The following is a 25,079-nucleotide window of genomic DNA, read 5'->3' as shown; positions in this document are numbered from 1 at the left end:
CCTGGCGGAGATCCGTTCCGTCCGGCAACCCACGAGGTGATCGCCTCCGCGGGCGATGCGAGGCTCGCCGCATGACCGAGTTCGACGCCGAGGCCGGGAAGCGAGGGTGGGTACCGGCACTCACGGTCGGCACCGTCGCCGGCGGGGATCCCGCGGCGATGGCCTGAAGCAGCGCCGCCGCTGCGCCGGACGAGCCGGTGTGGCGGCGGTGCTTCCCACCGGCAGCGACCTCCCACCGGCTGATGCACAGACGGGATCGGCATGACCACACTGTTCGCACGCGCGACGCGACGCGCCGGCCGCTCGCATTTCCGGTACGTGCGTCCGGTGCCGTTCGCCGCGGCCACCGGTCTCGTGGGCACCGTGTACCGGCGGATCGAGGCGGAGTTCGGGATGCTCGCCCCTCCCCTCGCCCTGCACTCCCCCGCGCCGGCCGTGCTGGCGGCCAGCTGGTCGATCCTGCGTGAGGTGATGGTGGTCCCCGGCTTGGTCCCCCGGGCGGAGAAGGAGGCGGTGGCGGCGGCGGTCTCGCTCGCGAACAACTGCCCGTACTGCGCCGAGGTGCACGGCACGACGCTCCGAGGGCTGGTGCGCGGTAAGGATCCTGAGGCGATCGCCGCGGGCCGCATCGAGAAGGTGACCGACCAGCGGCTGCGCGCGCTCGCCGGCTGGGCGGTCGCCTCCGCCGACGCTCCCGGCCCGGCCCCCTTCGCCCCGGCTCAGGCGCCGGAACTGATCGGCACGGTCCTGACCTTCCACTACATCAACCGCATGGTCAACGTCTTCCTGCAGGAGTCGCCCCTGCCGCCGGTCCAGGGTCTCGCGCGGGACATGGTGCGGCGCGGAGCCGCCCGGGTGATGCGGCGGTTGGCGTCCGCCACGCCCCTACCCGGGCTCGACACCGACGACCTCCTCCCCGCCGCGCCCGTGCCCGGCGACCTGAGCTGGGCGGCGGGTCGCCCCGCCGTCGCCAACGCCCTGGCCCGCGCCGCCGGGGCCATCGACGAGGGCGGCGAGCGGCGGCTCACGGAGGAGGCACGCGGCCTCGTCCGGGCCGCCCTGCGGGAGCCCGGTCCCCATGCCGGCTCGGCGCCGTGGCTCCAGGAGCGGCTCGACACGTTGCCGGCCCGTGACCGCCCGGCTACCCGCCTCGCCCTGCTCGCCGCCGTCGCGTCATTCCGGGTCACCGATGCGGTCATCGCCGGCGTACGGACGACCGGCGCGGACGACGCGGCGCTGATCGAGATCACGTCGTGGGCGAGCATGACTGCGGCCCGTCACATCGCGGCAGGTCAGGAGCTCGGAGACCACCCCGGCGGTCACCGCGCCGTGTGACGTCCAGCCCTCCTCCCCCTCGGTCGCCACTCCAGGGTTGCCTGCTTGAAAAGAAGATTCCCGCATGGTGTCGTATTACGGCGCTGCCGTTCGTGGAACTAGTGTGCGGCGGCCATCAGCGCCGCCGGACACGACGAGTCGGGTAGACCCTCGTCCCAGGATCGAGAGGAGACGACCATGACCGAGTACCTGATCAGCTTCAACGATGAATGGGTGCCCGTCCACACGGCGGAAGAGATGGGCGCGAAGGGCACGGCCGTCCGGGCCGTGATCGAGGAGATGCAGGACAAGGATGTCCTGGTCTTCACCAACGGCGGGCTCGACCCGTCCGACGTGGTGTGCAGTGTCGAAGCGGTTGACGGCAAGCTCGCCTTCAGCGACGGCCCGTACGTCGAGACCAAGGAGCACCTCGGCGGCCTCGTCGTCGTGGACGTGCCCGACGAGGAAGCGGCGCGCTACTGGGCCGGCAGGCTCGCGACCGCGCTCGAATGGCCGCAGGAGGTGCACCGGTTCCCGGGCCCCAGCCAGGTCCGGCGTAGCGGCTCCGGGAAGAACTGAGCGCGGTGCCCAGGTACCTGCTGTCCGTCTACGGGCCGGCCGAGCGCGCCGAGTTCGGCGCCCACCCCAGCCAGGAGGCCATGCTGCGGGCGTTCGCCGACACCGGCGCCTTCAACGAAAGGCTCAGGACGGACGGGCACCTCGTCTTCGCCGACGGCCTGGAGGCCCCGACGACCGCCACCACCGTTGACGGGCGAGGCGGGAAGCCGGTCTTCACCGACGGGCCCTACCTGGAGACGAAGGAGCACCTGGACGGCTTCTGGGTCATCGAGGCGGCCGACCTCGACGTGGCCCTGGCCCTTGCCGCGGAGGGGTCGAGAGCGTGCCACGGCACGGTCGAGGTGCGCCCCTTTCGATCCGGGGGATCCGTCTGAGCGCTACGGGAGCTGTGACTGGTCCGAACGTCGAGGAGGCGATCACCCGCGTCCACCGCGAAGAGTGGGCGCAGGTGGTCGCCGGCCTCGCGTGCCGTTTCGGCGACCTCGACGTCGCCGAGGAAGCGGCCGCCGAGGCGTTCGTGACGGCTGCGGAGCGGTGGCCGCGCGACGGCGTACCGCCCAATCCCGGCGGTTGGCTGGCCACCACCGCGACCCGCAAGGCGATCGACCGGCTCCGTCGCGAGTCGCAGCGCGACGCCAAGCATCAGGAGGCCCGGATGGTCTACGACGACAGCCCTCCTGAGCCGACCGGCCCGGTGGAGGACGACCGGCTGCGGCTGGTCTTCACCTGCTGCCACCCCGCGCTGGCGATGGAGGCCCGGGTGGCGCTCACCCTGCGGCAGCTCGGCGGCCTCACCGTGGCCGAGATCGCCCGCGCCTTCCTCGTGCAGGAGACGACGATGGCGCGGCGGATCACCCGCGCCAAGGCGAAGATCAAGGCTGCGCACATCCCCTACCGGGTGCCCTCGGACGAGGACATCCGCGAACGGCTCGCAGGCGTGCTCGCGGTCGTCTATCTCATCTTCAACGAGGGCTACCTCGCGAGCGAGGGGGCCGAGCCGGTACGCGTCGAGCTCTCCGCCGAGGCGATCCGCCTCGGCCGCCTGCTCCGAACTCTCCTCCCGGATGACGGCGAGGTGGCCGGCCTGCTCGCCCTGATGCTCCTCACCGACGCCCGGCGGCCGGCGCGGGTGTCCCGCACGGGGGAGCTGGTGACCCTCGCCGAGCAGGACCGCCACGCATGGGAGCCCGCCCTCCTCGCCGAGGGCAGAGCCCTGGTTCGCGAGCGGCTCGAGGCGGTGGCGGCAGGGGGTGACCCACCCGGGCGCTACCAACTGCTGGCCGCGATCAACCGGGTCCACACGGACGCCCCGTCGGCCCGGGACACCGACTGGTCCACGATCGTCGCCCTCTACGGCCGCCTGCTGCTGCTCGACCCGTCGCCGATCGTGCGGCTCAACCGGGCGGTCGCGGTCGCCGAGGTCGACGGCCCCGGGGTCGGGCTCGCCGAGGTCGACCGGCTCGCCGAGGTCCTCGACGGCTACCACGCCTTTCACGCCGCGCGCGCCGACCTGCTGCGGCGAGCCGGGCGCGGCGGCGAGTCGCGGACGGCGTACGACCGGGCCATCGATCTCGCCGGCAACCCGGCGGAGCGGGCCTACCTCGCGCGGCGCCGCGACCAGCTCGTCGGCTGACCGGTACGTGAGGTCACCGTTGGCTGACCGACCGCTGCATGATCGGCAGGAGCGACCCTAGACAGTCTGGAGAGGCGTCGGGAGCAGTCGCTGGAGTTCGCCGACGCACATCATGTAGCCAGTGGGAGTGGGCAGCCGTTCGAGGTAGTACTTGAGGTCCGCGCCGAGCGCGAACACCCGGGCCGGCGTGCGGGTCTTCCGCGCGTCCTCGATGGCCCTGCCCAGGCCGTCGAGCACGGCAGGGTGCCGAGTGCGATAGGACTCGGCCACCAGGTGATTGTTGCGGTCGGCGGCGAGATAGAACTGCACCAGGTCCTTGGTGCCGATGAAGAGTTCATGGGCACCAGCGGCGCAGATCGCCGACGTCGCATGGACCGCCGCCGGCGTCTCGATGAACGCCGACAGGGGCGCCTCGGCCGGCAGCCCGAGATGGGGGCGGAGCTCTTCGAACTCCTCGGCGTCGTTGAGGAACGGGGCGGAGAGGCTCACGCGGCCCGCCTCGGCGCCGAGGCGCACCCGCAAGGTCTCCAACATGACGTGCAACGCCTGGGGGTACGAAGCCGACCGGAGAAGCCACCGTGTGCCGTGCAGACCCATGTCGGGGTTCGGCTCGGGATGTATGGGGGCCCGTGCCGTGATGCGGGCAGCATCGTCGGAACGTAGATCGAGCATCCGCAGGACGAGCCGCTGGCCCGGCAGGAGCAGCTTGACGTAGGTCTCCAGTTGGTCCGCGATGGCCCGCCCGTAGGCGACGACACTGGCCGTCCCGCTATGCAGCGCGTCGATCGGGCTGAGGGCCGCAGCCAGGCACAGGAACTCCTCGCGCAGGAAGAACGACTCGACTCGCGTCACGCCCGGGTCGCTGGTGTTGATGGTGCGGATGTCCCGGGAGTCCGCGATCACCGCACAGATCGAGCCGAGATCGTCCGGCGACGGCATACTCGTCCTCGTCGGCTCCGCCGCGCGGTTGCCGGCCGAGCCGACGAGGATCGACTGGGTTTGCAGGTCGAGCGTCACCTCACCGGAGAGCATGTCGAGGTCGGTGGGGTCGACGCGCAGAACCGGGATGCCCTTGGCGCGGCAGATCGACTGCATGTGGGCCGTCGATCCGCCCGAGCTGCAGACGACGGCGCGGGCGACCATGATCGCGTCGTACAGCCTCGGGCTGAGAGCGGGGACGACGAGGATCGAACCCTCGACCGGCCGTGCGGTGCGATTGCAGGGTCCGCTCACCACCGGCGTGGTACCGGGGGTGAGCAGGACGCCTCGGATCCGTCGTTCGATCACGAGATCTCCGCATCTTCATCGGTGACTATTCGCAGTCGTCGGCGCAACTGACGCGGTGTGACCGAGATGTCCGTGAGGCGCTCCACCGCCGCCTGGTTCACCGCGGCTCGGGTCAGGCGGCCGTGTGTGCCGTCCGGACGGCTGGCGCGACGGCTGTCCATGGAGAGCAGGTGGGCCTCCAGGCGCTCGTCGAGGCGCCTGCGCTCGTCCCGGGACCGTGTCGCCAGACGCCTGACTTCGAGGGAGACGGCCTCCTCCAACTCCGGTCGGGTCGACGCGTCGGCGGCGAGCGCACGACGGCGCTCGGCCACGGCGCGGCGCGCGGCGTCGTCACTGTCCAGTTCGAGTCGTGCGAGAAGGTGAGCGGCGACCACGATCGAGTGATTCTTGATGGCGGCGAGATTGAAGGCGAAAGCGCCGGCGCGTCCGTTGCGCACGATCTCGTCGCCTTCCCGCATCACGCCGATGGCGGAGAGCAAGGTGACCGGCTCACCGTCGGGCCTCAGCGGTGTGCCCCGGTCGTCGACCTCGATGCCCCGCCCCGTACGGCGATGTGGCGTGACCAGGTCTTTGGCCAGGAGGTTCTTCCACAGCGGCGAGTCGACCTGCGTGTAGTCGGTCTCCCTGCCGAAGTTGCACACCACGAGGTCGGCCGTGATGACGCGCGTGGTGGTGGGCGCCGCGACAGTGACGGCCAGCCGCTCCGAGCCGGCCGGTTCCACCCGCTCGACCCTGCCGATGACGATCTCCACGGGCCCGTTCTCCGCGGCCATCACCTGCTCGACGATCGCTGTCGTGTACCGCACGGCGCCGACGCGGAATGCGGCGATGCGCGTGCTGTAGTCGTCGAGCAGGCGGCGCAGCTCGTCCGTCGGAATCCGGTCGATGATCATCGGTAGGTGCGGTTCCCATGCCTTGGCCACCCGTTCCGAGACGACCATCGGGTCGATCTCCGGGTGGTCCGCGCGCACCGTAGCGCAGGCCGCCTCCCACTCCGTGCGGAGCCGGGCGAGGAAGTCGTCCCGGTTCCGGTACGGCTCGAGCAGACGTGCCGGAACGGGTAGTTGGACCACGCCGTGCTGGTGATGCTCGGGGTAGGCCCGGGGTGTGGTGCCGGACCTGGAGACCAGATGGATGGTGCCGGTGTGGCCCTGGCGCAGCAGCAGGGCCGCGGAGTCGTACGCGCTGAGCACCGTCCCGACGATCACCACGTTCGCCTGCGGTGGCACGGTCAGGAGTCTGTGGACGCCCTCCGTCGAGTACGGATGCTGGATGAAGGCCTCATGTGCGAGCACGTCGACGGCGAACGCCGGCCACTTGGGTTCCAGTCCCGTCGCGAGAACGACGTGATCCGTGATCAGCGTCGAGGTGCGCTCGGCGTCAGTCCCGTTGGCGTCCCGGATCGTCACCTCGACGTGGTGGTCGCTGACGGTGAGATCGATCGCTTCACCCTCGGCCTCAACAAGGTCGACGTCCGGATACGCCTCGCGGCGCGCCTCCGTCATCCGGTCGGCGAGGTAGTCGTGGTAGATCCTGCGGGGGGCCGGTCCGTGTTCGACGAACTCGAAGTCGGTCCACGGCTCCGGCCACTGTCGACGGTCGGCCTCGTTGTTTGCCCAGTGAACGAAGTCATCGACGTCCTCCCGGAACGCCGACATGCGGCCCGCCTGGATGTTGAAGACATGGCCCCACGGATTGCCGTCCCGGTGGTAGGCCACGCCCGCGTACCGGTATTCGGCACGGCGCTCGAGCAGCACTATTTCAAGCGGCATGCGGGCGAACTGGAGAAGCCGGAGAGCCGTGGCGGTACCGGCCAAGCCGGCGCCGATGACGAGAATCCGTGGGCGACGCATACCTGCCTCCGTCGTCGTCTACGGGCCGGAATCGACGGCCCGCCGAGGATGTCCTCGATCCTGAATCCCCCGGATGGGGGGACGATGGCCGGCATTCCGCTGCAGGCGGAGGACATCGGGACGGCGACGTCGCCCCGCAACGCGGGCGAGCGAAGGCGTTCCGGTGCGACGCGAACGACGAATTCTTGGAATCCTGGTCCGAATACCGAACAACTGCGCTTCGGGCATCGCGATAAAGGGCAGTTGTGCGACACCACTGAAACAACGCAGGGGTCGGTGTCATTCGAATCGCCGATTACGTCGCATCCTTCGGATTGCAGGGTGCCGGCCGCGAAGATCCCCATCATAAGGGCTCAACCTCCATCGTGACAGGTCTTGATCCGCCCAGCCTCCGAAGTAATGCAAGATCAGAGGAGACGGTCGGCGTCCTCGTGACAGCCTCGCGGGCGCCGTCGCGGGTTTCCACCTTCGCCGTTGCGGGATGCGGTGCGTGCACCCGCCCGGCGTCGACGCACAGGCGAACGCTCAGGCTGGTACGGGCCTCTGCGTAGGGTCGATGGATGGCACGAGTGCTGGTGACGGGCATGTCGGGGGCGGGTAAGACCACCCTGCTGACCGAGCTGTCCCGTCGCGGCTACGACACCATCGACACCGACAGTGACGGTTGGACGTTGCCGGACGGCGACTGGGACGAGCCACGGATGGCGGCTCTGCTCACGGACCGGCCCGTGGTCGTCGTGTCGGGGACGGTGGCGAACCAGGGTCACTTCTACGATCGTTTTGACCACGTGGTCCTGCTGAGTGCACCACTGGGCGTCCTGCTCGATCGGGTCACGGCGCGGTCGACCAATCCGTACGGGAAGACAGCCGAGCAGCGCGCCGAGATCGCGCGCTACGTGCGCGAGGTGGAGCCGTTGCTCCGGCGTGGCGCCACGCGGGAACTCGACGGCCAGCGCCCAGTCGGCGAGCTGGCCGACATCGTGGAGCAGTTGCTCGACGCGGCGCCCTGAACGGCCGGGAGGCGCGCGACCGGCTACCGGTCAACCGCCTCGAAACCCACCCCTGAACCGAGCCGGTAGTGGAGCAGATCGGCAGCATGGGGCAGCCGGATCGGCGGTGTGGCGTCGCGCATCGCGATCAGCCCGGGGATCGGTCCGCGGCGGATCGCGGTATCGATCGCGGACTGCACGTCCGGGTCGAGCGAATCCCAGGCTGCCGCCGCGCTGCAGGCCCAGCACAGCTCGTCGCGGCGTTCCTGCTTGTTGACCGACCCTCGTCGACCACACTGTGGGCAGCGATGATCAAACATGGTCGTATGTTCCGGCCGGGGAAGGCCGGGCCGACTGTGCCGAGCGGTAGGCCCGTGCGACCGTGGACGATGTGGCGGCCAGCTGCGGACGGGCCGGCAACCAGACGGTCTGCATGCCGAGCTGCTCGTTCATCGCGGCGAGCTGGTACTCGTGGCCGAGGTCTGCGGCCGTACGCAAGCCGCGGACGATGACCGTGGCGCCGCGGCGCAGGCAGTAGGCGGCGGTCAGGCCGGCCCAGGTGTCCACCTCGACGTTCCCCCAGGCCACCGGCATGGCGTCGCGCACGCGCGCGGCCCTGGTCCTGGCCTCGGCAGTCGGTCGCTTGTCGGCGTTCACCGCGAGCAACACTATGACCCGGTCGAAGAGCACCCGGGCGCGGGCCACGAGGTCGTGGTGCCCCGGGGTGAACGGATCGAACGTGCCGGGGTAAACCGCCAACGAACCCGGCACCACTCCACCATCCGGCGTAGCCGTCACCACGACTCCCATCACCTGGCCACGACCACCCAGCCGTACCCGCCGGCATCCTAATCTGCCGCCGACCGACTGACCGCCACGAGGAACCCGTGACAAGGCCCGATCATGCCGATGACCAGCGATGGTTCGCTGGACCGCTCGGCGCTGCGGCTGTCCGTGCCTCGTTGCGACGAAACAGCCGGTCAGGCTCGGGCACAGAACGAAGCAATGCCGCCAGCACGCCATCCACGAGAGGAAGGCCGCCCAGCTCGCTGATCCCGACCCAAGCGATGTCGTCATGCTCGTCGGGTGCACGGTTGGTCGGAGAGCCAACCCAGTCTCCGATGTGCCAGACGCCCACCTGAACGGCGTCCTCACCGACGCTGGCGTGCACGACGCCCAACCGTGAGGCGGACTCCGCGACAATGTGCACCCCGAGCTCCTCGTGCATCTCACGCGCGAGGGCCTGCAGTTCCGACTCACCCGCTTCGACCTGCCCCCCGGGCAGATCCCAGACGTCTGGGAAGGCCCGCTTGGTTGGCCTGCGGTGCACCAGCAGGACCGCGCCGTTCTCAACGAGTGCACCTGTGACGACGACATGCATGGCGGGAGTAGAGCACAGGGATAGGACACGCTCGCTCCAGCCGCCCGGGCGGCGGCGGACATCCGGCGCAGAACTGGCCGCCGAGGTCCGCGAGATCGAACTCGCGAACGAGAATCCGCCGCCATCCCGAGCGCTGACCGCGCGCGCCTAGCTGCCGTGGCCGTCCTTGACGAACGCGAGCCCGTCGACGCGGGTCAGGTGGGCCGGGTCGAGTGGGGCGTAGCCGAACCACGGGGACACCCGGGCGGCGGGCGGCCGGTCCGCCAGGGCGGTGGCCAGACGGCGGGCGTCGAGGAGGTGCCGGTCCTTCGGCAGCGCGTACAGCAGCCCTTCGAGGGTGTCCGGCGGCGGGGTGTCGACGCCTTGGTGGCGGATCGTGCCGAGGGCGGTGGCGAGGAAGGCGTAGTCCCGGCCGAGGTGCGCCTCGACGATCGCGCCGGCGCTCCACCATTCGAGGGGCCCGCCGCCCATCCGCATCGACGATTTGTCCCGCTGGAGGTGGCTGTTGTGGGCGTACGCCAGCACCGGGCCACGCTCCGCGAGGGCGAGCAGGTTGGCGGCCATCATCGACGCCCGCAGGTCCAGCAGCCGCGTGATGCGCGCCGGTGACGTGTCGGCCATCCAGGAGTGGTAGCGCAGCAGGCCGGTGGCGGTGCGCCCGTACAGGCGGGCCCGGTGCCAGTCCTCCGACGCGGACGCCAGGTGGGGCGCCTGCCCGTCGAGCAGGGCCACCAGGTCGTCGGCGAGCAGCCGCAGCCGCTCGGCGCCGGGCGTCCGCCCCACGGACCGGGACGGGTCCATCATGGCGGCGGACTCGGTCCACCGGTCGTCGGGGCCGATCAGCCGCTCCAGCGTCTCCGCGGTGCAGGGCAGCATGCCGGCGTCGACCCGGGCCGCGAGACAGCCGTGCAGGGCGGTGAGGACCAGGCGGGGGCTCGCGCCGCCGGTAATCTCCAGCGGCCCGTCGAAACCGGCAAAGCGCACCTGCTCCGCCGCGGGCCGGCCCTCGTTGTACACGCGCATCCAGCGCACCAGCTCCCGGTTTGCCGCGGACGCGCCGAACCCGTGGCTGAAGCCGCGCTCCATCACCTCGTCGAGCGTGCCCGTGCCCGAGGTGACGTGGTCGTCCACGACCAGGCCCGCCAGGCAGTCGCTCTCGATGGCGATGGTCCGGTAGCCGTCCTGCTCGACGAGCTGCCGGAAGAGATCGTTACGCAGGTCGAGCAGGACGTCCTCGCCGTGGGTGGGCTCACCGAGGGCGAGCACCCGCGGCCGGTGCGGGAGCAGCGTGCGGACGGTGGCGGCGTCGACGGCCTGGGCGATGTATTCGAGGTCAGTCATTCCTTAAACGGTATCGTTGAACCGTCGGTGGAGACTTTTCCGCAACCTCAGGCAGAGCGGTGGCACAGAACCTTCAACACGGGGTACGGCTGAGGCCGGTCGACCTGGCACGCGGGCACGGGTTGTCGACGCAGGCGATCCGGAACTACGAGGCGGCCGGCGTCCTGCCCGACGCCGAGCGCACCGAGAGCGGCTACCGCACCTACACCCCGCTGCACGCGCGGGCCCTCGACGCGTTCCTCGCCCTGGTGCCCGGGCACGGCCACCAGACCACCACGGCGATCATGCGGGCGGTCAACCGCGGCGCCACCGAGGACGCGCTGCGGCTCATCGACGAGAGCCACGCCCAGCTCCTCGACGACCGCCGCACCCTCCAGGCCGTCGAGGCCGCTCTCCGTGACCTCGGGCCGGTGCGCCAGGAACGCGGCGACACGTTCGTCGGCCCCCTGGCGCGACGGCTCGGGCTCCGCCCGGCCACCCTCCGCAAGTGGGAACGCGCCGGAGTGATCCAGCCGCGCCGCGACCCGCAGACCGGCTACCGGGTCTACGGCGCCGCCGACGTGCGCGACGCCCGGCTGGCCCACCAGCTGAGGCGGGGCGGCTACCGGCTCGAGCAGATCGCCGCGCTGATCGCCCAGGTCCGCGCCGCCGGCGGCGTCGCACCCCTCGAGTCGATGTTGGGCGACTGGCGATCCCGTCTCTCGGCGCGCGGCCGCGCCATGCTCACCGGCGCCGCCGCACTCGACGCCTACCTCACCTGCCGGCAGGCCACGCGCGGGGACACGGCCTAGTAGTGCTTTGTTAGGTTGGCGTGTCGTGGGGTGGGTCTGCTGCACCGATAGGTGACATCTGAGATGGCTTGCCCAGTGGGCGGCCTGGAAGGATGTCGCTGTGCGGCGCTGGCAGCCGCCTGAAACCAACCAGAACGACTCCGGGAACCTGGGGAAGATCAAAGTCTCCGGGCTACCGGGGAAGCTCAACCGGACCCTCAGCGTGAACGCGGCGTAGGCGTCCATGCCCGGCGGCGGCGTGATCGTGGTGTCAATCTTGAAGCTGTCCCAGATGCCCGGCAGCGGGTGCACGATACGAACCCGGTCAGCCGTCCCAGCTCCACCCGACCGGCCCAGATCGCGATGAACGCGCCCAGACCCACGACCAGGATCTGCCAGGTCCGGCTCTGAGGCTTACGCCGGACCGGTGCGAGCACCGGGGCCGGCGCGGCGATCTGTCAGCTGCGTCACTGCTGACAGACCGAACAACACCGTATCGCCAAGGCGGCAGAACCGGAGATCCGGGTTTGCCGCCTTGCTGCATGGGGCCCGCGCTCGAGAAGTGTAACTGGTTCGGTTACAGTTCTCACGTGAGCGCCAACAGCAAGCTGACGATCGCCACCCACGCCCTCGCGTGGATGACCCTCAACGAGCGCCTGGGCGGCAAGTTCGCCACCTCCGAGCAGATCGCGAAGAGCGTGGCGACCAACCCGGTGGTGATCCGGCGGCTGATGAGCGAGATGGCCAAGTCCGGCCTGATCGAGACGCAGCGCGGCCCGGGCACCGGCTGGCGTCTGGCCAGGGCTCCGGAAGACATCAGCCTGTGGGACATCAACGAGGCACTCGGTGCGGAAGCGGCGTTCGCGCTGCACCGCAACGAACCCAGCAAGACCTGCCCGGTCGCCCGCGGCATCCGCCCGGCACTCACACCCGTTTATGCCCGCGTCGACGACGCGATCCGTCGTGAGCTGGCCGGCACCCGCCTCGCCGATGTCCTGCGGGACACGCTCACCGTCAGTGGCGCCTGACCCGGCGACACATCCCAGGAGATACCGATGACCAACAACACGAACCTCGCGTACGCCGTGCGCACCGCAACCCGGCAGGGCGTCACCCGCGACCTGCCGCACGGGCCGCAGGATCTGCAGTGGGTCGCCAACAGCGCCACCCTCATCTACGGCGAACACGACGCGGTTCTGGTCGACACGTACACGTCGATCGACCAGAACGCCGAACTAGTGGACTGGGTGAAGTCGTTCGGCCGCAACCTGACCTACGTCTTCATCACCCACGGCCACGGTGACCACTTCTTCGGCATCGGTCAACTCCTGGCGGCGTTCCCGGACGCGAAGGCGATCGCCACAGCCGGATCCGTGGCGCGAGCGCACACCCAGGGTGAGCCCCAGTGGCGCGACGGATTCTGGGAAAAGCTGTTCCCCGGCCAGATCCCGGAAATCGTCTTCCCGGAGCCAGCCGACGGCCACCAGTTCGAGCTCGAGGGCCACCTGCTGCAGGTGATCGAGACCGGGTTCACCGACACGCCCGACTCCACCTCGCTGTGGGTTCCCGACCTGCGCCTGATCGTCGCCGGCGACGTCGTCTACAACGACACCCACCAGTACACGGCCGAGACGACGCGGGAGACGCGCGAGCAGTGGGCGCATGCCACCGAGCGGCTCGCCGCGCTCGACCCGGTAGCGGTCGTCGCGGGTCACAAGAAGCCGGACGCGTCCGACGACCCGAAAATCCTCGCCGAGACCGCCGCCTACCTGCGCAGTTTCACCGCCGCCGCGGACGACTCCCGGACCGCGGAGGAGCTGTACGACCGGATGCTCAAGCTCTACCCGCGCCGCGCCAACCCGGGCGCCCTCTGGGGCGGCGCCAAGGCCGCCAAACCGGCGTAGCGACTGGCACCGTCGGCGTTGCGCACTCAGGAGCGCAGCGCGCGGGTGACGCCCTGGGCGTGGCCCGCACGGCCGGGTGGTTCTGTAGGCAACATTCAGGCTCTGGCCAAACTGTGTGATGGACGTAGGGCGATGATTCGTTATCCGGCTGTGTGATGCCGTCGAGCCACTACTCCCTCACCTGGTCGGCATCGCGATCGAAGAGTGAGTTCCGAAACCGAACTCGTTGTGGCAACCGCCGTGCGCGGTGCCGAAGGTGTATGCCCTGCCATTCACGTCACCGTGATCAACGAGTGGCTACGCACTTCGAGACACTGCCTAGTCGCGCTTGGGCCAGATGGGGCCCTGGTCGGTCCAGGTGACACCCTTGTTGCGGCAGAGGCAGAAGGGGTGGCCAATCGGGTCGGTGTAGATGCGCCAGCCGTAGCCGTCGGGGCCGATGGAGTCCTGCTGCAGGGTCGCGCCGAGGGCCAGGATGCGGCTCTGTTCGGCCTCGATGTCGTCGACTTCGAAGTCGAGGTGGAACTGCTTGGGGTGCTCGTTGTCGGGCCACTGCGGGGCGCGGTAGTCCTCCACCTGGATGAAGGCCAGTTCGATCTCGCCGAACTTGATGCCGGCCCAGTGCTCGTTACTGCCGTCTTTGACCGGGAGCCCCGTCACCCCGGAGTAGAAGGCTGCCAGCTTCATCGTGTCCGGGCAATCGATGATGAAGTCGGTTAGTCGTAGCATCCCGCGATCTTGCCACAAGATCAAATGAGCCGGACTTTGAGACAGGCCCTAGCCGGCGATCGCCGCGCACCCCGACTACACCCTCAACTGCGAAGATCCCGCTGACCAATGCTGCAGCAGATCCTGCCCCAAGTCGCGTCGGGCGCTTTCCGAGCGCGTCACCTCGATCGGTGCGCCAGTCACGCGTTTGCCCCGCGACGCCTCGGGCAATCGCGCGCCGGGAAGCGCCGGTCTACAGCCAGGGGGCGTACGGGGCATGCGGGGCAGTGTCGCGGCGGAGCCGAAGGTGACCGGCCGCGAGTCAGCGGGGCTGGCCGACGTGGTCTGGGAGAACGCGCGACGGAAACCGGACAGGGTGCAGTTTCTGCGCCCGGACCCGGACATCAGGTCGTGGCCCGCCCAGCGGTCCGGCGTCGGCGGCCCGGGTGCGGTGACCTGCCGCCAGTTCCGCGACGACGTGCTGGCGTTGGCGCGCGGGCTCATCGCGGCAGGGGTCGCGCCCGGAGACCGGTTGGCGTTGATGAGCCGCACCCGCTACGAGTGGACGCTGGTCGACTATGCGGCGTGGACGATCGGCGCGGTGACCGTTCCGGTGTACGACACCTCGAGTGCCGAGCAGCTGGCCTGGATCCTGGCCGACTCCGGCGCGGTGGCCTGCGTGGTGGAGACACCCGATCACGGCGCGATGCTGACCGGCGCACGGGACAGGCTGCCGGAGCTGAAGCAGGTGTGGCAGATCGACGCCGGCGATCTGATCGAGGTGGCGAGCCGGGGCCGGGCCGTCGACGACGGGCAGGTGGAGGCCCGGCGTGGCGCGGTGTCGGGCGGGGACGTGGCGACGATCGTCTACACCAGCGGGACGACGGGCCGGCCGAAGGGCTGCGTGCTGACGCACCGCAACATCGGCCTCGACGTCGGCAACGCGGTCGCGGCCCTGCCGGAGTTGTTCCACGAGCGGGCGTCGACGGTGCTCTTCCTGCCGTTGGCGCACGCCTTCGCCCGGATGATCCAGGTGGGGATGGTGCAGACCCGGGCGACGATGGTGCACAGCGCCAGCATGAGCGGGGTGATGGATCAGCTTCGCCGGTACCGGCCCACGTTCGTCCTCGCGGTGCCGCGCGTGTTCGAGAGAATGTACAACCGGGCGCAGCAGAAGGCCATCGCGAACCACCAGGGCCGCCTCTTCGCCGTCGCGGACCGCGTCGCGGTGCGGTACAGCCGGTCGCTCGACCGCCCGTCCGGGCCCGGGCCGCTGCTCCGGCTGGTACGGCAGGTCTTCGACCTGCTGGTCTACCGGAAGCTGCGGGCGGCGCTCGGCGGACGGTGCCGCATCGCGATCGTCGGTGGCGCCCCCCTCGGTGAGCGGCTCGGGCACTTTTTCCGCGGCGCCGGCCTGACGGCGCTGGAGGGGTACGGGCTGACCGAGACCTCCCCGGCGCTGGCGGCGAACCGGCCGTCGGCGATGCGGATCGGCACGGTCGGCCGGCCGCTACCGGGCGTGGAGTTGGCGATCGCCGACGACGGGGAGATCCTCGCCCGCGGCGAGGTCGTGTTCCAGGGCTACTGGAACAACCCGTCCGCCACCCGCGCGGTGTTCACCGACGACGGCTGGTTCCGCACCGGCGACCTCGGCAGCCTCGACGACGACGGCTACCTGCGCATCACGGGACGGACGAAGGAGATCCTCGTGACCGCCGCCGGCAAGCACATCGTGCCCGCCCCGATGGAGGACCAGGTGCGCGCGGACCCGCTGGTCAGCCACTGCATGCTCGTCGGCGACGCCAAGCCATACGCGGCCGCTCTGATCACCATCGACCCGCAGGCATGGTCCCGCTGGCGAACCGCTCACGGTCACCCGCGCGCGTCAGTGGCGGAACTGCGCGACGACCCCGCCCTGCGCGGCGAGATCCAGGCAGCCGTCGACCGGGTGAACCGCTCGGTCTCCAAGGCGGAGGCGATCAAGACCTTCCGCATCCTGCCCGACGACTTCACCGAGGCCAGCGGTGAGCTCACCCCCACCCTGAAGATCAGGCGTGAGGTCGTGCAGCGGCGGCGCGCCGCCGAGATCGACGCCCTCTACGCGGGTCACTAGTGCTCTGACCGCGTACGTTCGCCGGGTCGGTCAGGCCGCCGCGGTTGAGCCGGCGCCCGCCCCCAGCGGATGGCCTTTCCGCTGTAGCGGAGAGCGTGTACGTGCACCGACCAGGCGAGCGGAAGTGCGGCCAGGACCACTGCCTGGATCGCGAGCAACGCCGCGACGATGCCCCAACGGTCTGCCACGAGGCCGGCCCCCACGGCGACGAGCGCGTACAGCACGCTGCCGAGCAGCGACCCGAGCGAACCCATCGTCGCGCGTTCCCGATCGGTGAACTCGCGCTGCAGCAACGTCTGCTGGGCGATTGTCGACATGCCGTAGGTCGGTGACCCAAGCAGCACGGGCGAAAATGTCGTCGGCTTGACCAGCGCCACGAAGTTCGCCAGGTTGTCGAACAACTCACCCAACAGCAGCGTACGGGCCGCGCCCACTCGGCCGATCATCCAACCACTGATGCTGAAGCCGACGAAGGCCACGCCATGGCCGAAGGTGCGCCACACGCCCAGCGCCCAGAGCGGCCACAGCCCTGCCACGAAGACTGGTGACAACTGAGCCGCGCTTTCACCGCTGTATCGAAGCGCCGACACCAAAGTCATCCGGCGGAGCACCGGATTACGGCGGATGCCGCGCAGGGCCGAACCGAGATGCACCAGCACGTTCGATTCCAGCGGGCCGTGCAATCGCGGCTCTCGGACCCGCAAGGCGACGAGCACGCACAGCACCTGCGGCACGACCGACAGCATGACCACCGCACGCAGCGACCATGCGCCGGCGATCACGCCACCTATGGCCGCCGCCACTGCGAGCGCGAGCTGGAACATCGAGTTCACACGGCCCGAGTGCCGGGGGAACTCCTCCTCCCGGTCGGCTCCGAGCAGAGTGTCGTACAGAAGCGCGTCGTTGTTGCCGCTCCACAGCGAGGCCGCCAATCCCTCCAGCACAACAGCTGCCAGGAGGAGGCCATAGCCGGAAGCTCCGGCGTACCCGAGGTGGGCGGTCACCATGACGACGGCACCGGCGATCATCGTGCCGCGACGCCCGAGCCGGTCGGACAGCACGCCGGTGGGGACTTCGAACGCCGCGGAGGACAGCTTTTTCAGCGCCAGCAGGCTTGCGGCGGCTGTGTACGAGCCGGTGACCTGCCCAAAATAGATGACCATGATTGGCCCGTACATGCGGAAGTCGCCGAGGAAGTTGAACCAGCCCAGCAGGCGAACGTTGCGGCTGACGGTCTCGTCAGCAAGGTCTGAAGCCGGAGCTGACCTCAGCCGTCGATCTCTCCTGCCGACAGGGGAAGTGATCAGGCCTTGGAGAACGAGAAGGACACGGTGGATCGCGGAACGACGAGCGGACACAGCAGAGCTCCCGGAAAGGCGAACGGAGACGCCGAAAGCGCAAAGGGCCGATGACAGGTGTCACCTCGCCCCGGCGACCGGGATGTGGGCTGAGTTCGCTACACGAGCGGCGTCACAAGCCTGCGACTGCGGTCACCAAGGGGCGAATGGAAGCTCCAGCCGACGACTTGGACATCAGTGCTCCTCAATTCCACGCGGACGGTTCCGCACTGAGCTCAAACCCTAGCGACTGAAGATCTACGTGTCCGTCTATTTATTGACCTGCATCAGCCGGCTCCGCCTAGACGAACGTCCTCACCCGCCGGCCACGACTCATGGTCATCCGGTCGCATCCAGGACCGGCGCCCGGATCCCGCCGATCGTGCTCGCCCTGGCCCTTGTTCATCCAGGCCCGCCAGCCGGACACTGGTCATCGCCCGTACCGTCCACAGTCATCGACCCGTCCGGGTCGCACCCGCCCACTGCGCGAGGAAGCCATGACCGCAGAGGTCCGCCCCACCGAGAGTCAAGGCCCGAAGCCCGGCGCCAACGGGCCGGCCGGCCTGCCCGTCGAGCTCAACGGCATCAACGTGATCGCGGAGGAGGAACGCAAAGGCCGACCCCGCGACCTGTTCTGGCCATGGTGCGCCGCCAACATCGCCGTCCTGGGTATCAGCTACGGCTCCTTCTTCCTCGGCTTCGGTGTCTCCTTCTGGCAGGCGACGTTCGCCGGGGTACTCGGGACCGTCGTGTCGTTCCTGCTCGTCGGCTTCGTGTCGCTGGCCGGCAAGCGCGGCTCGGCGCCCACGATGATCCTCAGCCGGGCCCCGTTCGGCGTACGCGGCAACGCGTTGCCGGCGGCCATCAGCTACGTCCTGCTCGTGGGCTGGGAGACCGTGCTCTGCGCCCTCGCCACGCTCGCCACGGCGACCGTCTTCGACCGACTGGGCTGGGGCAGCGGCAACCTCACCAAGGTCGTCGCGTTCCTCGTCGTGGCCCTGATCGTCGTGCTCGCCGGGGTCCTCGGCTTCGACGCCATCATACGCCTGCAGGGCATTATCACCACCGCCACCGCCGTCCTGACCGTCGGCTACCTCGCACTGACCGCCGACCACGTCTCCTGGGCCGCAGTGTCGTCGGTGCCGAGCGGGTCCGTCGAGGCGTTCGTCGGCACTCTCATCTTCGCGATGACCGGCTTCGGCCTCGGCTGGGTCAACTCCGGCGCCGACTACGCCCGCTACCTGCCGCGCGGCGCGTCGAGCCGAGGCGTCGTCGGCTGGACCACGTTCGGGGCGAGCGTGGCGCCCGTGGTCCTGGTGGTCTACGGCCTGCTGCTCGCCGCCTCCGACGAGCAGCTCAGCAGCGCGATCGCCGCGGACCCCATCGGTGCCCTGACGGCGCTCGTCCCTACCTGGTATCTCGTACCGTTCGCGATCGTCGCCATCCTCGGCCTCATCGGCGGCGCGGTCCTGGACATCTACTCGTCGGGCCTGGCGCTGCTCACCCTCGGACTGCGGGTGCCGAGGTGGGTGGCGGCGAGCATCGACGGTGTCCTGATGATCCTCGGCACCATCTACGTCGTCTGGATCGCCAACAGCTTCATCGGTCCCTTCCAGGGCTTCCTCATCACCCTCGGCGTGCCGATCGCCGGCTGGTGCGGCGTGTTCCTCGCGGACCTCGCGCTGCGCAGGCAGGCGTACACGGAGGCGGACCTCTACCGGCCCGAAGGCCGATACGGCTCGATCGGCGCGGCGGCGGCCGGACTCGTCGTCGCCGGCACCGCCGTCGGCTGGGGACTGGTGACGAACAGCTTGGCCTCGTGGCTGTCCTGGCAGGGCTACCTGCTGTCGGCGACGGGCCTCGGCGGCAGGACCGGCGACTGGGCGTACGCGAACCTCGGGGTGGCGGTGTCCTTCGCCATCGGGTTCCTCGGCTACCTGCTCCTCAGTCGGCGTCGCGTCCGCGAGCAGGAACGGACCGCGTGACCCGGGAGGCCCCGGCGTAATGCCAGTTGTCCCAGGGACGGAAGGATGGGCGATGAAGCTCGGCCTGCACTACTGGAACTTCTCCACGCCCGCCGACCCCTCGGAGATGGCCGGGGCGCTGGCGGAGACCGCCCGGATCGCGGAGCAGGCCGGGATCTCGGCCCTCACGGTCATGGACCACTACTTCCAGATGGAGTTCACGACGTCGGCCGAGGAGCCGATGCTCGAGGCCTACACCACCCTGGGCTACCTGGCTGCGAAGACCGAGCAGATGACGCTCGGCGTCCTCGTCACCGGGGTGATGTACCGCTATCCGGGCCTGCTCGCCAAGATCGTCACCACGCTCGACGTGCTCTCCGGCGGGCGGGCCCGGCTCGGCATCGGCGCCTCCTGGTACGACCGTGAGCAGCGCGGCCTCGGCGTGCCGGTCATCCCGGTCGGCGAGCGCTTCGAGCGGCTCGAGGAGACGTTGCAGATCTGCCTGCAGATGTGGAGCGACAACAACGGCCGGTTCGACGGCAGGCACTACCAGTTGGCCGAGACGCTGAATGTGCCGGCGCCCATCAGCCGGCCGCACCCCCCGATCATGATCGGTGGCGGCGGCGAGAAGAAGACCCTCCGGCTCGTGGCCCGCTACGCCGACGCCTGCAACGTGTTCGGCAACAGCCCGGCGGAGGTCGCGCGCAAGCTCGACGTGCTGCGGGAACACTGTGCCGCCGAGGGCCGGGACTACGGCAGCATCGACAAGACGGTGCTGGTCACGCGGCCGCCCCTGGCCGACGTCGACGCGTTCGTGGCCGAGGTGGCCGAATACGCGGCGCTCGGCGTGACCGAGGTGCAGACGATGCCCGACCGCCACCCGGTGGAGTTCGCGCAGGAACTGGCCGAGCAGCGGATCGCGGCGCGACTCGCCGAACTCGCCTGATCCACTACTGGCTCGGCCGCCTGCGACCCTAGGACAGGCGGCCGGGGCCTGGTGCGACCCGGAAGCGTAGGTGGGTCACGGTTCCGGTGACCGGCTTTCCTTCCGGGATCAGCTCGGCCTGCTCGCCGGCGAACAATGGTGTTCCCGCACCCAGCAGGAGTGGGATCAGGTGGATGCGTACCTCGTCGAGCAGGTTCGCCCGGAGCAGCTGGCGGGCGACATCGGCCCCGAGCACCAGGACGTCCCTGTGTCCGGCGGCCTGCTTGGCGCGCCGCACCGCGGCGTGCAGCCCGTCGAAGGCGAACGTCCCACCGTTGTCGCCGACCAGGTTTTGCCTCGCCCGGTGGGTCACCACGAAGCTGGGGACGCCGGGCCATGGGGTGCCGCCCCACGGCCCGAGGCCGAGATCGAAGGTACGTCGCCCGATGACCGTCGCTCCGACGGCCGCGTCCACTTCTCGGCGCACCGCCGCATCGATCTCGCCGCGTGGTCCCTGCTCCGCCATCCATGCGTGCAGGCGTTCGCCGCCATCCCCCATCGGCTCTGCCTCGCGGACGTTCGGTCCGGCCGCGAACCCGTCCAGGGACATCGACACGTCCAGCACTACCTTGCCCATCGCTGACCTCCGCCGTCCTCCGAGCGCCGCCGTCCGGTGCCCTCAGGAGGTGGTCGGAGCCGACCCGGCGGTCCCGACACCGGCTGAGGCGTTCGGGTCACAGCCCTGCGGCCAGGGGCACGGCGACGGCTCCGGCTGGGCCGGAACCGCCGCCGCGATCCCCGTACTCAGTCACGCCCCCAGCGGCCGACGACCGCCGCCGCGCCGCCGCCCCGGCGTACGGGCTCGGCCGCGGCGACCAGCCGGCCGTCCGCCAGGAACTCGATACCGGTGGCCGCGCCGATCTCCGCGGTGGACGAGAAGGTGTGGCCCGGCGGGAGGCCGGTGGCGTACCCGGTGATGAAGGCCGGCTCCGCCTGGGTGCTGGCGCCGTTGCGCTGGGACGCCCGAGGCGCGGCGAGGGCCTGCGGCAGCGTCATGCCCCGGTCGATCCGGTTGACCAGCATCTGCAGGACGGTGGTGATGATCGTCGCGCCGCCGGGCGAGCCGACGGCCAGGAACGGCCGGCCGTCGGCCAGCACGATGGTGGGTGCCATGGAGCTGCGCGGGCGCTTGCCCCGCCCTGGGAGGTTCGGGTCGGTCGCGGTGCCCTGGGTGGGCGCGAAGTTGAAGTCGGTCAGCTCGTTGTTGAGCAGGAATCCCCGGCCGGGCACGACCATGCCGTTGCCGCCGGTCGCCTCGATGGTCAGCGTGTACTCGACGACGTTGCCCCACCGGTCGGCCACGGTCAGGTTCGTGGTGCCGGTGCGGTCGTCGCGGACGTCGGCGGCGGCCGCCGCCGTGCAGCCGCCGTAGGTGCCGTCGGGTACGCCGGGCGCGACCGGCTTGGGCAGCGCCGCCGACGGGTCGATCAGGCAGGCCCGCTCCTTGGCGTACGCGTCGCTGAGCAGCTCCCGAAGCACGTTCCGCGGAGTGTGGTCGCCGACGTACCGGTTGCGGTCGGCGAACGACAGGGCGCTGGCCTCCAGGTAGCGGTGCATCGCCTGGGTCGCGGTCATGGACCGCAGGTCGAACTGCTCCAGGATGTTGAGCGCCTCGCCCACGGCCGTGCCGCCGCTGGACGGGGTGGCCATGCCGTACACCTCGAGGCCGCGGTAGTCCGACCGGGTCGGCTCGGGGAAGCGGGTGCGGTACGCGGCGAGGTCCGCGGCGGTCATGCCGGCCGGGCGGATCGGGTAGGGCCACGAGCCGACCGGGTCCGCCGCCACCGGCGGGTGCTGCACGGTGGCGACCACGTCGCGACCGACCTCGCCGCGGTAGAGGACGTCGGTGCCCCGCTTGGCGATCAGCCGGTACGTCTCGGCGAGGTCCGGGTTGCGGAAGGTGCTGCCGACCGCCGGCGGCTGCCCGCCGGGCAGGTACAGCGCGCTGGTCGAGCTGAACTGGCCGAACGCCGCCTGGTTCCCGGCGACCTGACCGGCGAAGGTCTCGTCGACGGGGAAGCCGTCCTCGGCGACCCGCGCGGCGGGCTTCAGCACCTGCGCGAGCGACCGGGTGCCCCAGCGGTCCAGCGCGTCCTGCCAGGTGAGCAGGGTGCCCGGGACGCCGACGGACAGCCCGCTGATCCGGGCTTCGTCGAACCGGTACGGCGCTCCGGTGGCCGGGTCGATGAAGGTGGTCTCGCTCATCGAGGCCGGTCCGGCCTCGCGGCCGTCGATGGTGTGCACCCGCCGGCTCTTCGCGTCGTAGTAGACGAAGAAGCCACCACCGCCGATGCCGGCCGAGAAGGGTTCGGTGACGCCGAGGGTCGCCGCGGCGGCGACCGCCGCGTCGACCGCGTTGCCGCCGCGCCGCAGCACGTCCAGGCCGACGGCCGTGGCGGTGGCATCCACGGTGGACACGGCTCCGCCGTAGCCGACGGCCACCGGCTCCTTGGGCGGCCCAGCCGGCTTCGCCTGGGCGGGTATGGCGGTCCCGGCCACGAGCGTGGCCAGGGCGATGGTCGCGGTGACGAGGGCCCGAGGTCTCATCCGGCCTCCCAGATCGACGTGGGTGAACCTCCTGCCTACTCCACCGGTCGCGGGCGGGCAACCCGAGGGTTGACGGGCGGACCGCCCGCCGCCTACCGTCTTTTAAACCATCGGGTTGAAAGGGTGGGTGGATGACCACGGATGCGCTGTCCCGGGCCTTCGCCGCCCTCGCGGATCCGACCCGGCGCGACATGGTGGCCCGGCTCTCCGAGAGCGACGCGACCGTGAGCCAGCTGGCCGAGCCGTACCGGATGACACTGCAGGCGGTCTACAAGCACCTGCGGGTACTCGAGGACGCCGGGCTGGTCAGCCGGCCGAGCGGGCCGCAGCCCCGGCCGGTGCGCCTGGAGTCCGGGGCCTTCGACCTGGTGGACACCTGGATCGAGCGCCACCGGCGCCGCGTCGAACAGCGCTACCGCCGCCTCGACGCCGTCCTGGCGCAGATGGAAGGAGACGAACATGGACAGGATCACGGAGACCGCGATCGAAGCCGATCCGAGGCTGCCGGTCATCCGGATGAGTCGTGACTTCGCGGCACGGCCCGAGCAGCTGTTCCGCGCCCACACCGATCCGGCGTTGTTCGCCCGGTGGGTGGGTCCCGATGCCATGGCCACCCGGATCGAGCACTGGGACGCGTCCACCGGCGGCAGCTGGCGATACGCCTCGGTGCACGACGGCACGGAGTACTGGTTCCGCGGCTGCTTCCACGAGGTACGGCCGGACCGCATCGTGCAGACCTTCACGTTCGAGGGCGAGCCGGACGGGGTCGCGCTGGAGACGTTGTGGTTCGAGGACCTGGGCGACGGCCGTACGCGGCTGCGCACCCAGTCCCTGGTCGACAGCTTTGAAGGCCGCGACGCGTGGCTGCGCAGCGGCATGGAGGTCGGTGTCAACGAGGGATACGCGAAGCTCGAGAGGATGATCATCGATGGCGCTGTCTGACCGCCCGGCCGACCGGCACCGGCAGGTGGCCGGGGTGTTCACCGACCGGGTCCGGGGCACCCGATCGTGGGACGCGCCCGCTCCGGTCGCCGGTTGGACCGCCCGCGACGTGGTACGCCACCTCACCGAATGGTTCCCCGGGTTCCTCGCCTCCGGCGCCGGCATCGACCTGCCCCAGGGGCCGTCCGTGGACGACGACCCAGTCGCCGCCTGGCAGATTCACGTCGATGGCGTGCAGGCGGTGCTGGACGATCCGGAGACGGCGCACCGGAAGCTCACCAACCCGCACCTCGGCAGCCTGCCGCTGGCGGACGCGATCGACCGGTTCTACACCACCGACGTATTCATGCACACCTGGGATCTGGCCCGGGCCACCGGCCAGGACGACGCGCTGGACGCGGAGTTCTGCGCCCAACTCCTCCCTGGGATGGAGCAGATGGAGGAGGTCATCCGCTCCTCCGGCCAGTACGGCCCGCGGGTGGCGGTGCCCGAGGACGCGGACGCCCAGACCAGGCTGCTGGGCTTCATCGGCCGGGATCCGTTCTGGTCGAAGCCCTGAATCGAGCCCCGGCCGGCGGATCCCCGCCGGCCCCGGACCCCGCCGGCCGACGCCCGTCAGGACCGCCGCGCCGTCGTCCGGTCCCGCAACCAGTTCGCGAAGTCGGCGGCGACGATGCGCTCGTCATGCACGCCGGACGCGTCGTCGGACGCCAGCCAGACCACGGGCGGGCCCATCACGGCGGGGTCCAGGAACGCCTGGCCCGCGGGCACGGCATCGGGAGGCAGCATCCCGGTGACGGTCGCGCCCCCGGGCAGCAGGAGGTTCACGGTGACGCCGGTGTCCCGCAGGTCGGCGGCCATGATCCGGGACAACGCCTCACTGCCGGCGCGCGACGGCCCGTAGGGCACGAACCCGGCCCGGTGCATGGTCGACGTGCTCACGGCGATGTTGACGATGCGTCCGCCGCCGGCGGCCAGCATCCGCGGCGTGACCTCCCGTGCCAGGAGGAAGTAGCCGGTCAGGTTGGTCTCCACCACGGCGCGGAAGCCGTCGACCGGCACCTCCCAGAAGCCCCGCGGATCGGTCATGAAGCGGGGGTTGACGGTGCGCATGCCGATGCCGGCGTTGTTCACCAGCATGTCGATGCCGTCCAGCCGTGACCACGCCTCGCCGACAGCCCTGGTCACCGACGACTCGTCGCGTACATCCAACTCGACGCCCATCGCTCCCGGCAGGCCGGCCGCGACGGCCTGTGCGCGGGGACCAGACCGACCGGTCAACGCCACGGCGGCTCCCGCCTCGGCCAGAGCGGTGGCCATGGCGAGTCCCAGTCCGCTCGTCCCGCCCGTCACCAGCACGCGCACGCGGGGGCCGGTGAGCTGCGCAGGGTGGGAAGCACTCATGGCGGAGACGCTAGGACTTGGAGCCCGC

25 protein-coding genes are annotated in these 25,079 nt (G+C 70.5%); 14 read left to right on the top strand and 11 right to left on the bottom strand.

Translation table 11 applies throughout. The annotated features are described in order from the left end of the window. Positions 1-261: 261 nt before the first annotated feature. The 4 genes from GCE86_RS07900 (at position 262) to GCE86_RS07885 (ending at position 3,526) form a co-directional block, all read left to right on the top strand. Entirely contained in the window at positions 262-1,335 is a 1,074-nt protein-coding gene (locus tag GCE86_RS07900; RefSeq protein ID WP_204342859.1) for a carboxymuconolactone decarboxylase family protein, read from the top strand. Between the two features lie 177 nt (positions 1,336-1,512). After that, entirely contained in the window at positions 1,513-1,893 is a 381-nt protein-coding gene (locus tag GCE86_RS07895; protein ID WP_154226330.1) for a YciI family protein, read from the top strand. A gap of 80 nt (positions 1,894-1,973) precedes the next feature. Beyond that, the gene (locus GCE86_RS07890; RefSeq protein WP_154230383.1) at positions 1,974-2,267 is read left to right on the top strand and encodes a YciI family protein; all 294 of its coding nucleotides are present in this window, start codon (positions 1,974-1,976) and stop codon (positions 2,265-2,267) included. Between the two features lie 14 nt (positions 2,268-2,281). Beyond that, positions 2,282-3,526 carry an RNA polymerase sigma factor gene (locus GCE86_RS07885; RefSeq protein ID WP_154226329.1) on the top strand — a complete coding sequence of 415 codons (1,245 nt, stop codon included), beginning with the start codon at positions 2,282-2,284 and terminating at the stop codon, positions 3,524-3,526. 57 nt (positions 3,527-3,583) lie between these two features. On the opposite strand, the gene GCE86_RS07880 is transcribed toward GCE86_RS07885, so the two are convergent. After that, positions 3,584-4,813: a putative PEP-binding protein gene (locus GCE86_RS07880; RefSeq protein WP_204342860.1), complete on the bottom strand. Its 1,230-nt coding sequence runs from the start codon at positions 4,811-4,813 to the stop codon at positions 3,584-3,586. Further along, positions 4,810-6,666 carry an FAD/NAD(P)-binding protein gene (locus GCE86_RS07875; RefSeq protein WP_154226328.1) on the bottom strand — a complete coding sequence of 619 codons (1,857 nt, stop codon included), beginning with the start codon at positions 6,664-6,666 and terminating at the stop codon, positions 4,810-4,812. Before GCE86_RS07875 ends, GCE86_RS07880 begins: the two co-directional genes overlap by 4 nt. Before the next feature lie 560 nt (positions 6,667-7,226). Here GCE86_RS07875 and GCE86_RS07870 point away from each other — a divergent pair. Continuing rightward, positions 7,227-7,676 (top strand): AAA family ATPase, encoded by a 450-nt coding sequence (locus GCE86_RS07870; protein WP_154226327.1) that lies wholly within the window; start codon positions 7,227-7,229, stop codon positions 7,674-7,676. A gap of 23 nt (positions 7,677-7,699) precedes the next feature. Here the strand turns inward: GCE86_RS07870 and GCE86_RS07865 are convergent, their stop codons facing one another. The 4 genes from GCE86_RS07865 to GCE86_RS07850 all read right to left on the bottom strand — a co-directional run bounded on the left by GCE86_RS07865 (position 7,700) and on the right by GCE86_RS07850 (position 10,377). Then, on the bottom strand, positions 7,700-7,975 hold the full coding sequence (locus GCE86_RS07865; RefSeq protein ID WP_154226326.1) for a hypothetical protein: 276 nt from the start codon (positions 7,973-7,975) through the stop codon (positions 7,700-7,702). After that, on the bottom strand, positions 7,968-8,426 hold the full coding sequence (gene coaD, locus GCE86_RS07860; RefSeq protein ID WP_244317226.1) for a pantetheine-phosphate adenylyltransferase: 459 nt from the start codon (positions 8,424-8,426) through the stop codon (positions 7,968-7,970). The genes GCE86_RS07865 and coaD overlap by 8 nt, the downstream gene beginning before the upstream one ends. A 130-nt stretch (positions 8,427-8,556) precedes the next feature. Then, complete coding sequence (locus tag GCE86_RS07855) at positions 8,557-9,036, bottom strand: NUDIX domain-containing protein (protein ID WP_154226324.1); 480 nt, start codon at positions 9,034-9,036, stop codon at positions 8,557-8,559. 147 nt (positions 9,037-9,183) lie between these two features. Next, complete coding sequence (locus GCE86_RS07850; protein ID WP_154226323.1) at positions 9,184-10,377, bottom strand: erythromycin esterase family protein; 1,194 nt, start codon at positions 10,375-10,377, stop codon at positions 9,184-9,186. A 59-nt stretch (positions 10,378-10,436) separates the two neighbouring features. On the opposite strand from GCE86_RS07850, the gene GCE86_RS07845 reads away from it, so the two are divergent. From GCE86_RS07845 to GCE86_RS07835, 3 genes are all read left to right on the top strand, one after another. Then, entirely contained in the window at positions 10,437-11,168 is a 732-nt protein-coding gene (locus GCE86_RS07845) for a TioE family transcriptional regulator (RefSeq protein ID WP_154226322.1), read from the top strand. A gap of 569 nt (positions 11,169-11,737) precedes the next feature. Beyond that, positions 11,738-12,175, top strand: coding sequence for an Rrf2 family transcriptional regulator (locus GCE86_RS07840; RefSeq protein WP_154226321.1), 438 nt, complete (start codon positions 11,738-11,740; stop codon positions 12,173-12,175). A 27-nt stretch (positions 12,176-12,202) separates the two neighbouring features. Beyond that, positions 12,203-13,051 (top strand): MBL fold metallo-hydrolase, encoded by an 849-nt coding sequence (locus tag GCE86_RS07835; RefSeq protein WP_154226320.1) that lies wholly within the window; start codon positions 12,203-12,205, stop codon positions 13,049-13,051. Between the two features lie 318 nt (positions 13,052-13,369). Here GCE86_RS07835 and GCE86_RS07830 read toward each other — a convergent pair whose 3' ends face one another. Continuing rightward, complete coding sequence (locus GCE86_RS07830; protein ID WP_154226319.1) at positions 13,370-13,780, bottom strand: VOC family protein; 411 nt, start codon at positions 13,778-13,780, stop codon at positions 13,370-13,372. A 256-nt stretch (positions 13,781-14,036) separates the two neighbouring features. Here GCE86_RS07830 and GCE86_RS07825 point away from each other — a divergent pair, with 256 nt between their 5' ends. Then, complete coding sequence (locus tag GCE86_RS07825) at positions 14,037-15,872, top strand: AMP-dependent synthetase/ligase (protein ID WP_154226318.1); 1,836 nt, start codon at positions 14,037-14,039, stop codon at positions 15,870-15,872. On the opposite strand, the gene GCE86_RS07820 is transcribed toward GCE86_RS07825, so the two are convergent. Then, positions 15,869-17,230 carry an MFS transporter gene (locus GCE86_RS07820; RefSeq protein WP_154226317.1) on the bottom strand — a complete coding sequence of 454 codons (1,362 nt, stop codon included), beginning with the start codon at positions 17,228-17,230 and terminating at the stop codon, positions 15,869-15,871. The genes GCE86_RS07825 and GCE86_RS07820 overlap by 4 nt on opposite strands. A gap of 476 nt (positions 17,231-17,706) precedes the next feature. Between GCE86_RS07820 and GCE86_RS07815 the strand changes: the two genes are divergently transcribed. Continuing rightward, on the top strand, positions 17,707-19,194 hold the full coding sequence (locus tag GCE86_RS07815; RefSeq protein ID WP_154226316.1) for a purine-cytosine permease family protein: 1,488 nt from the start codon (positions 17,707-17,709) through the stop codon (positions 19,192-19,194). Positions 19,195-19,246: 52 nt separating this feature from the next. Continuing rightward, positions 19,247-20,119 (top strand): LLM class F420-dependent oxidoreductase, encoded by an 873-nt coding sequence (locus tag GCE86_RS07810; RefSeq protein ID WP_154226315.1) that lies wholly within the window; start codon positions 19,247-19,249, stop codon positions 20,117-20,119. Between the two features lie 28 nt (positions 20,120-20,147). Here the strand turns inward: GCE86_RS07810 and GCE86_RS07805 are convergent, their stop codons facing one another. After that, positions 20,148-20,735: a dihydrofolate reductase family protein gene (locus GCE86_RS07805; RefSeq protein ID WP_154226314.1), complete on the bottom strand. Its 588-nt coding sequence runs from the start codon at positions 20,733-20,735 to the stop codon at positions 20,148-20,150. A gap of 167 nt (positions 20,736-20,902) precedes the next feature. Further along, positions 20,903-22,705 (bottom strand): gamma-glutamyltransferase, encoded by a 1,803-nt coding sequence (ggt, locus tag GCE86_RS07800; RefSeq protein ID WP_154226313.1) that lies wholly within the window; start codon positions 22,703-22,705, stop codon positions 20,903-20,905. Between the two features lie 131 nt (positions 22,706-22,836). Here ggt and GCE86_RS07795 point away from each other — a divergent pair, with 131 nt between their 5' ends. The 3 genes from GCE86_RS07795 to GCE86_RS07785 are packed head-to-tail and all read left to right on the top strand — an operon-like array spanning position 22,837 to position 24,206. Next, positions 22,837-23,232, top strand: coding sequence for an ArsR/SmtB family transcription factor (locus GCE86_RS07795; protein WP_154226312.1), 396 nt, complete (start codon positions 22,837-22,839; stop codon positions 23,230-23,232). Next, positions 23,165-23,647 carry an SRPBCC family protein gene (locus tag GCE86_RS07790; RefSeq protein ID WP_154226311.1) on the top strand — a complete coding sequence of 161 codons (483 nt, stop codon included), beginning with the start codon at positions 23,165-23,167 and terminating at the stop codon, positions 23,645-23,647. Before GCE86_RS07795 ends, GCE86_RS07790 begins: the two co-directional genes overlap by 68 nt. Continuing rightward, positions 23,634-24,206, top strand: a complete 573-nt coding sequence (locus GCE86_RS07785) for a TIGR03086 family metal-binding protein (protein ID WP_154226310.1) — start codon at positions 23,634-23,636, stop codon at positions 24,204-24,206. The genes GCE86_RS07790 and GCE86_RS07785 overlap by 14 nt, the downstream gene beginning before the upstream one ends. A gap of 56 nt (positions 24,207-24,262) precedes the next feature. Here GCE86_RS07785 and GCE86_RS07780 read toward each other — a convergent pair whose 3' ends face one another. Then, positions 24,263-25,051, bottom strand: coding sequence for an SDR family oxidoreductase (locus tag GCE86_RS07780; RefSeq protein ID WP_154226309.1), 789 nt, complete (start codon positions 25,049-25,051; stop codon positions 24,263-24,265). Positions 25,052-25,079: the final 28 nt, after the last annotated feature.

The organism is Micromonospora terminaliae (assembly GCF_009671205.1).
Taxonomy (GTDB): Bacteria; Actinomycetota; Actinomycetes; order Mycobacteriales; family Micromonosporaceae; genus Micromonospora; species Micromonospora terminaliae.
The sequence above is the reverse complement of the archived record's forward strand: the minus strand, read 5'-3'. Positions and strand labels throughout refer to the sequence as shown.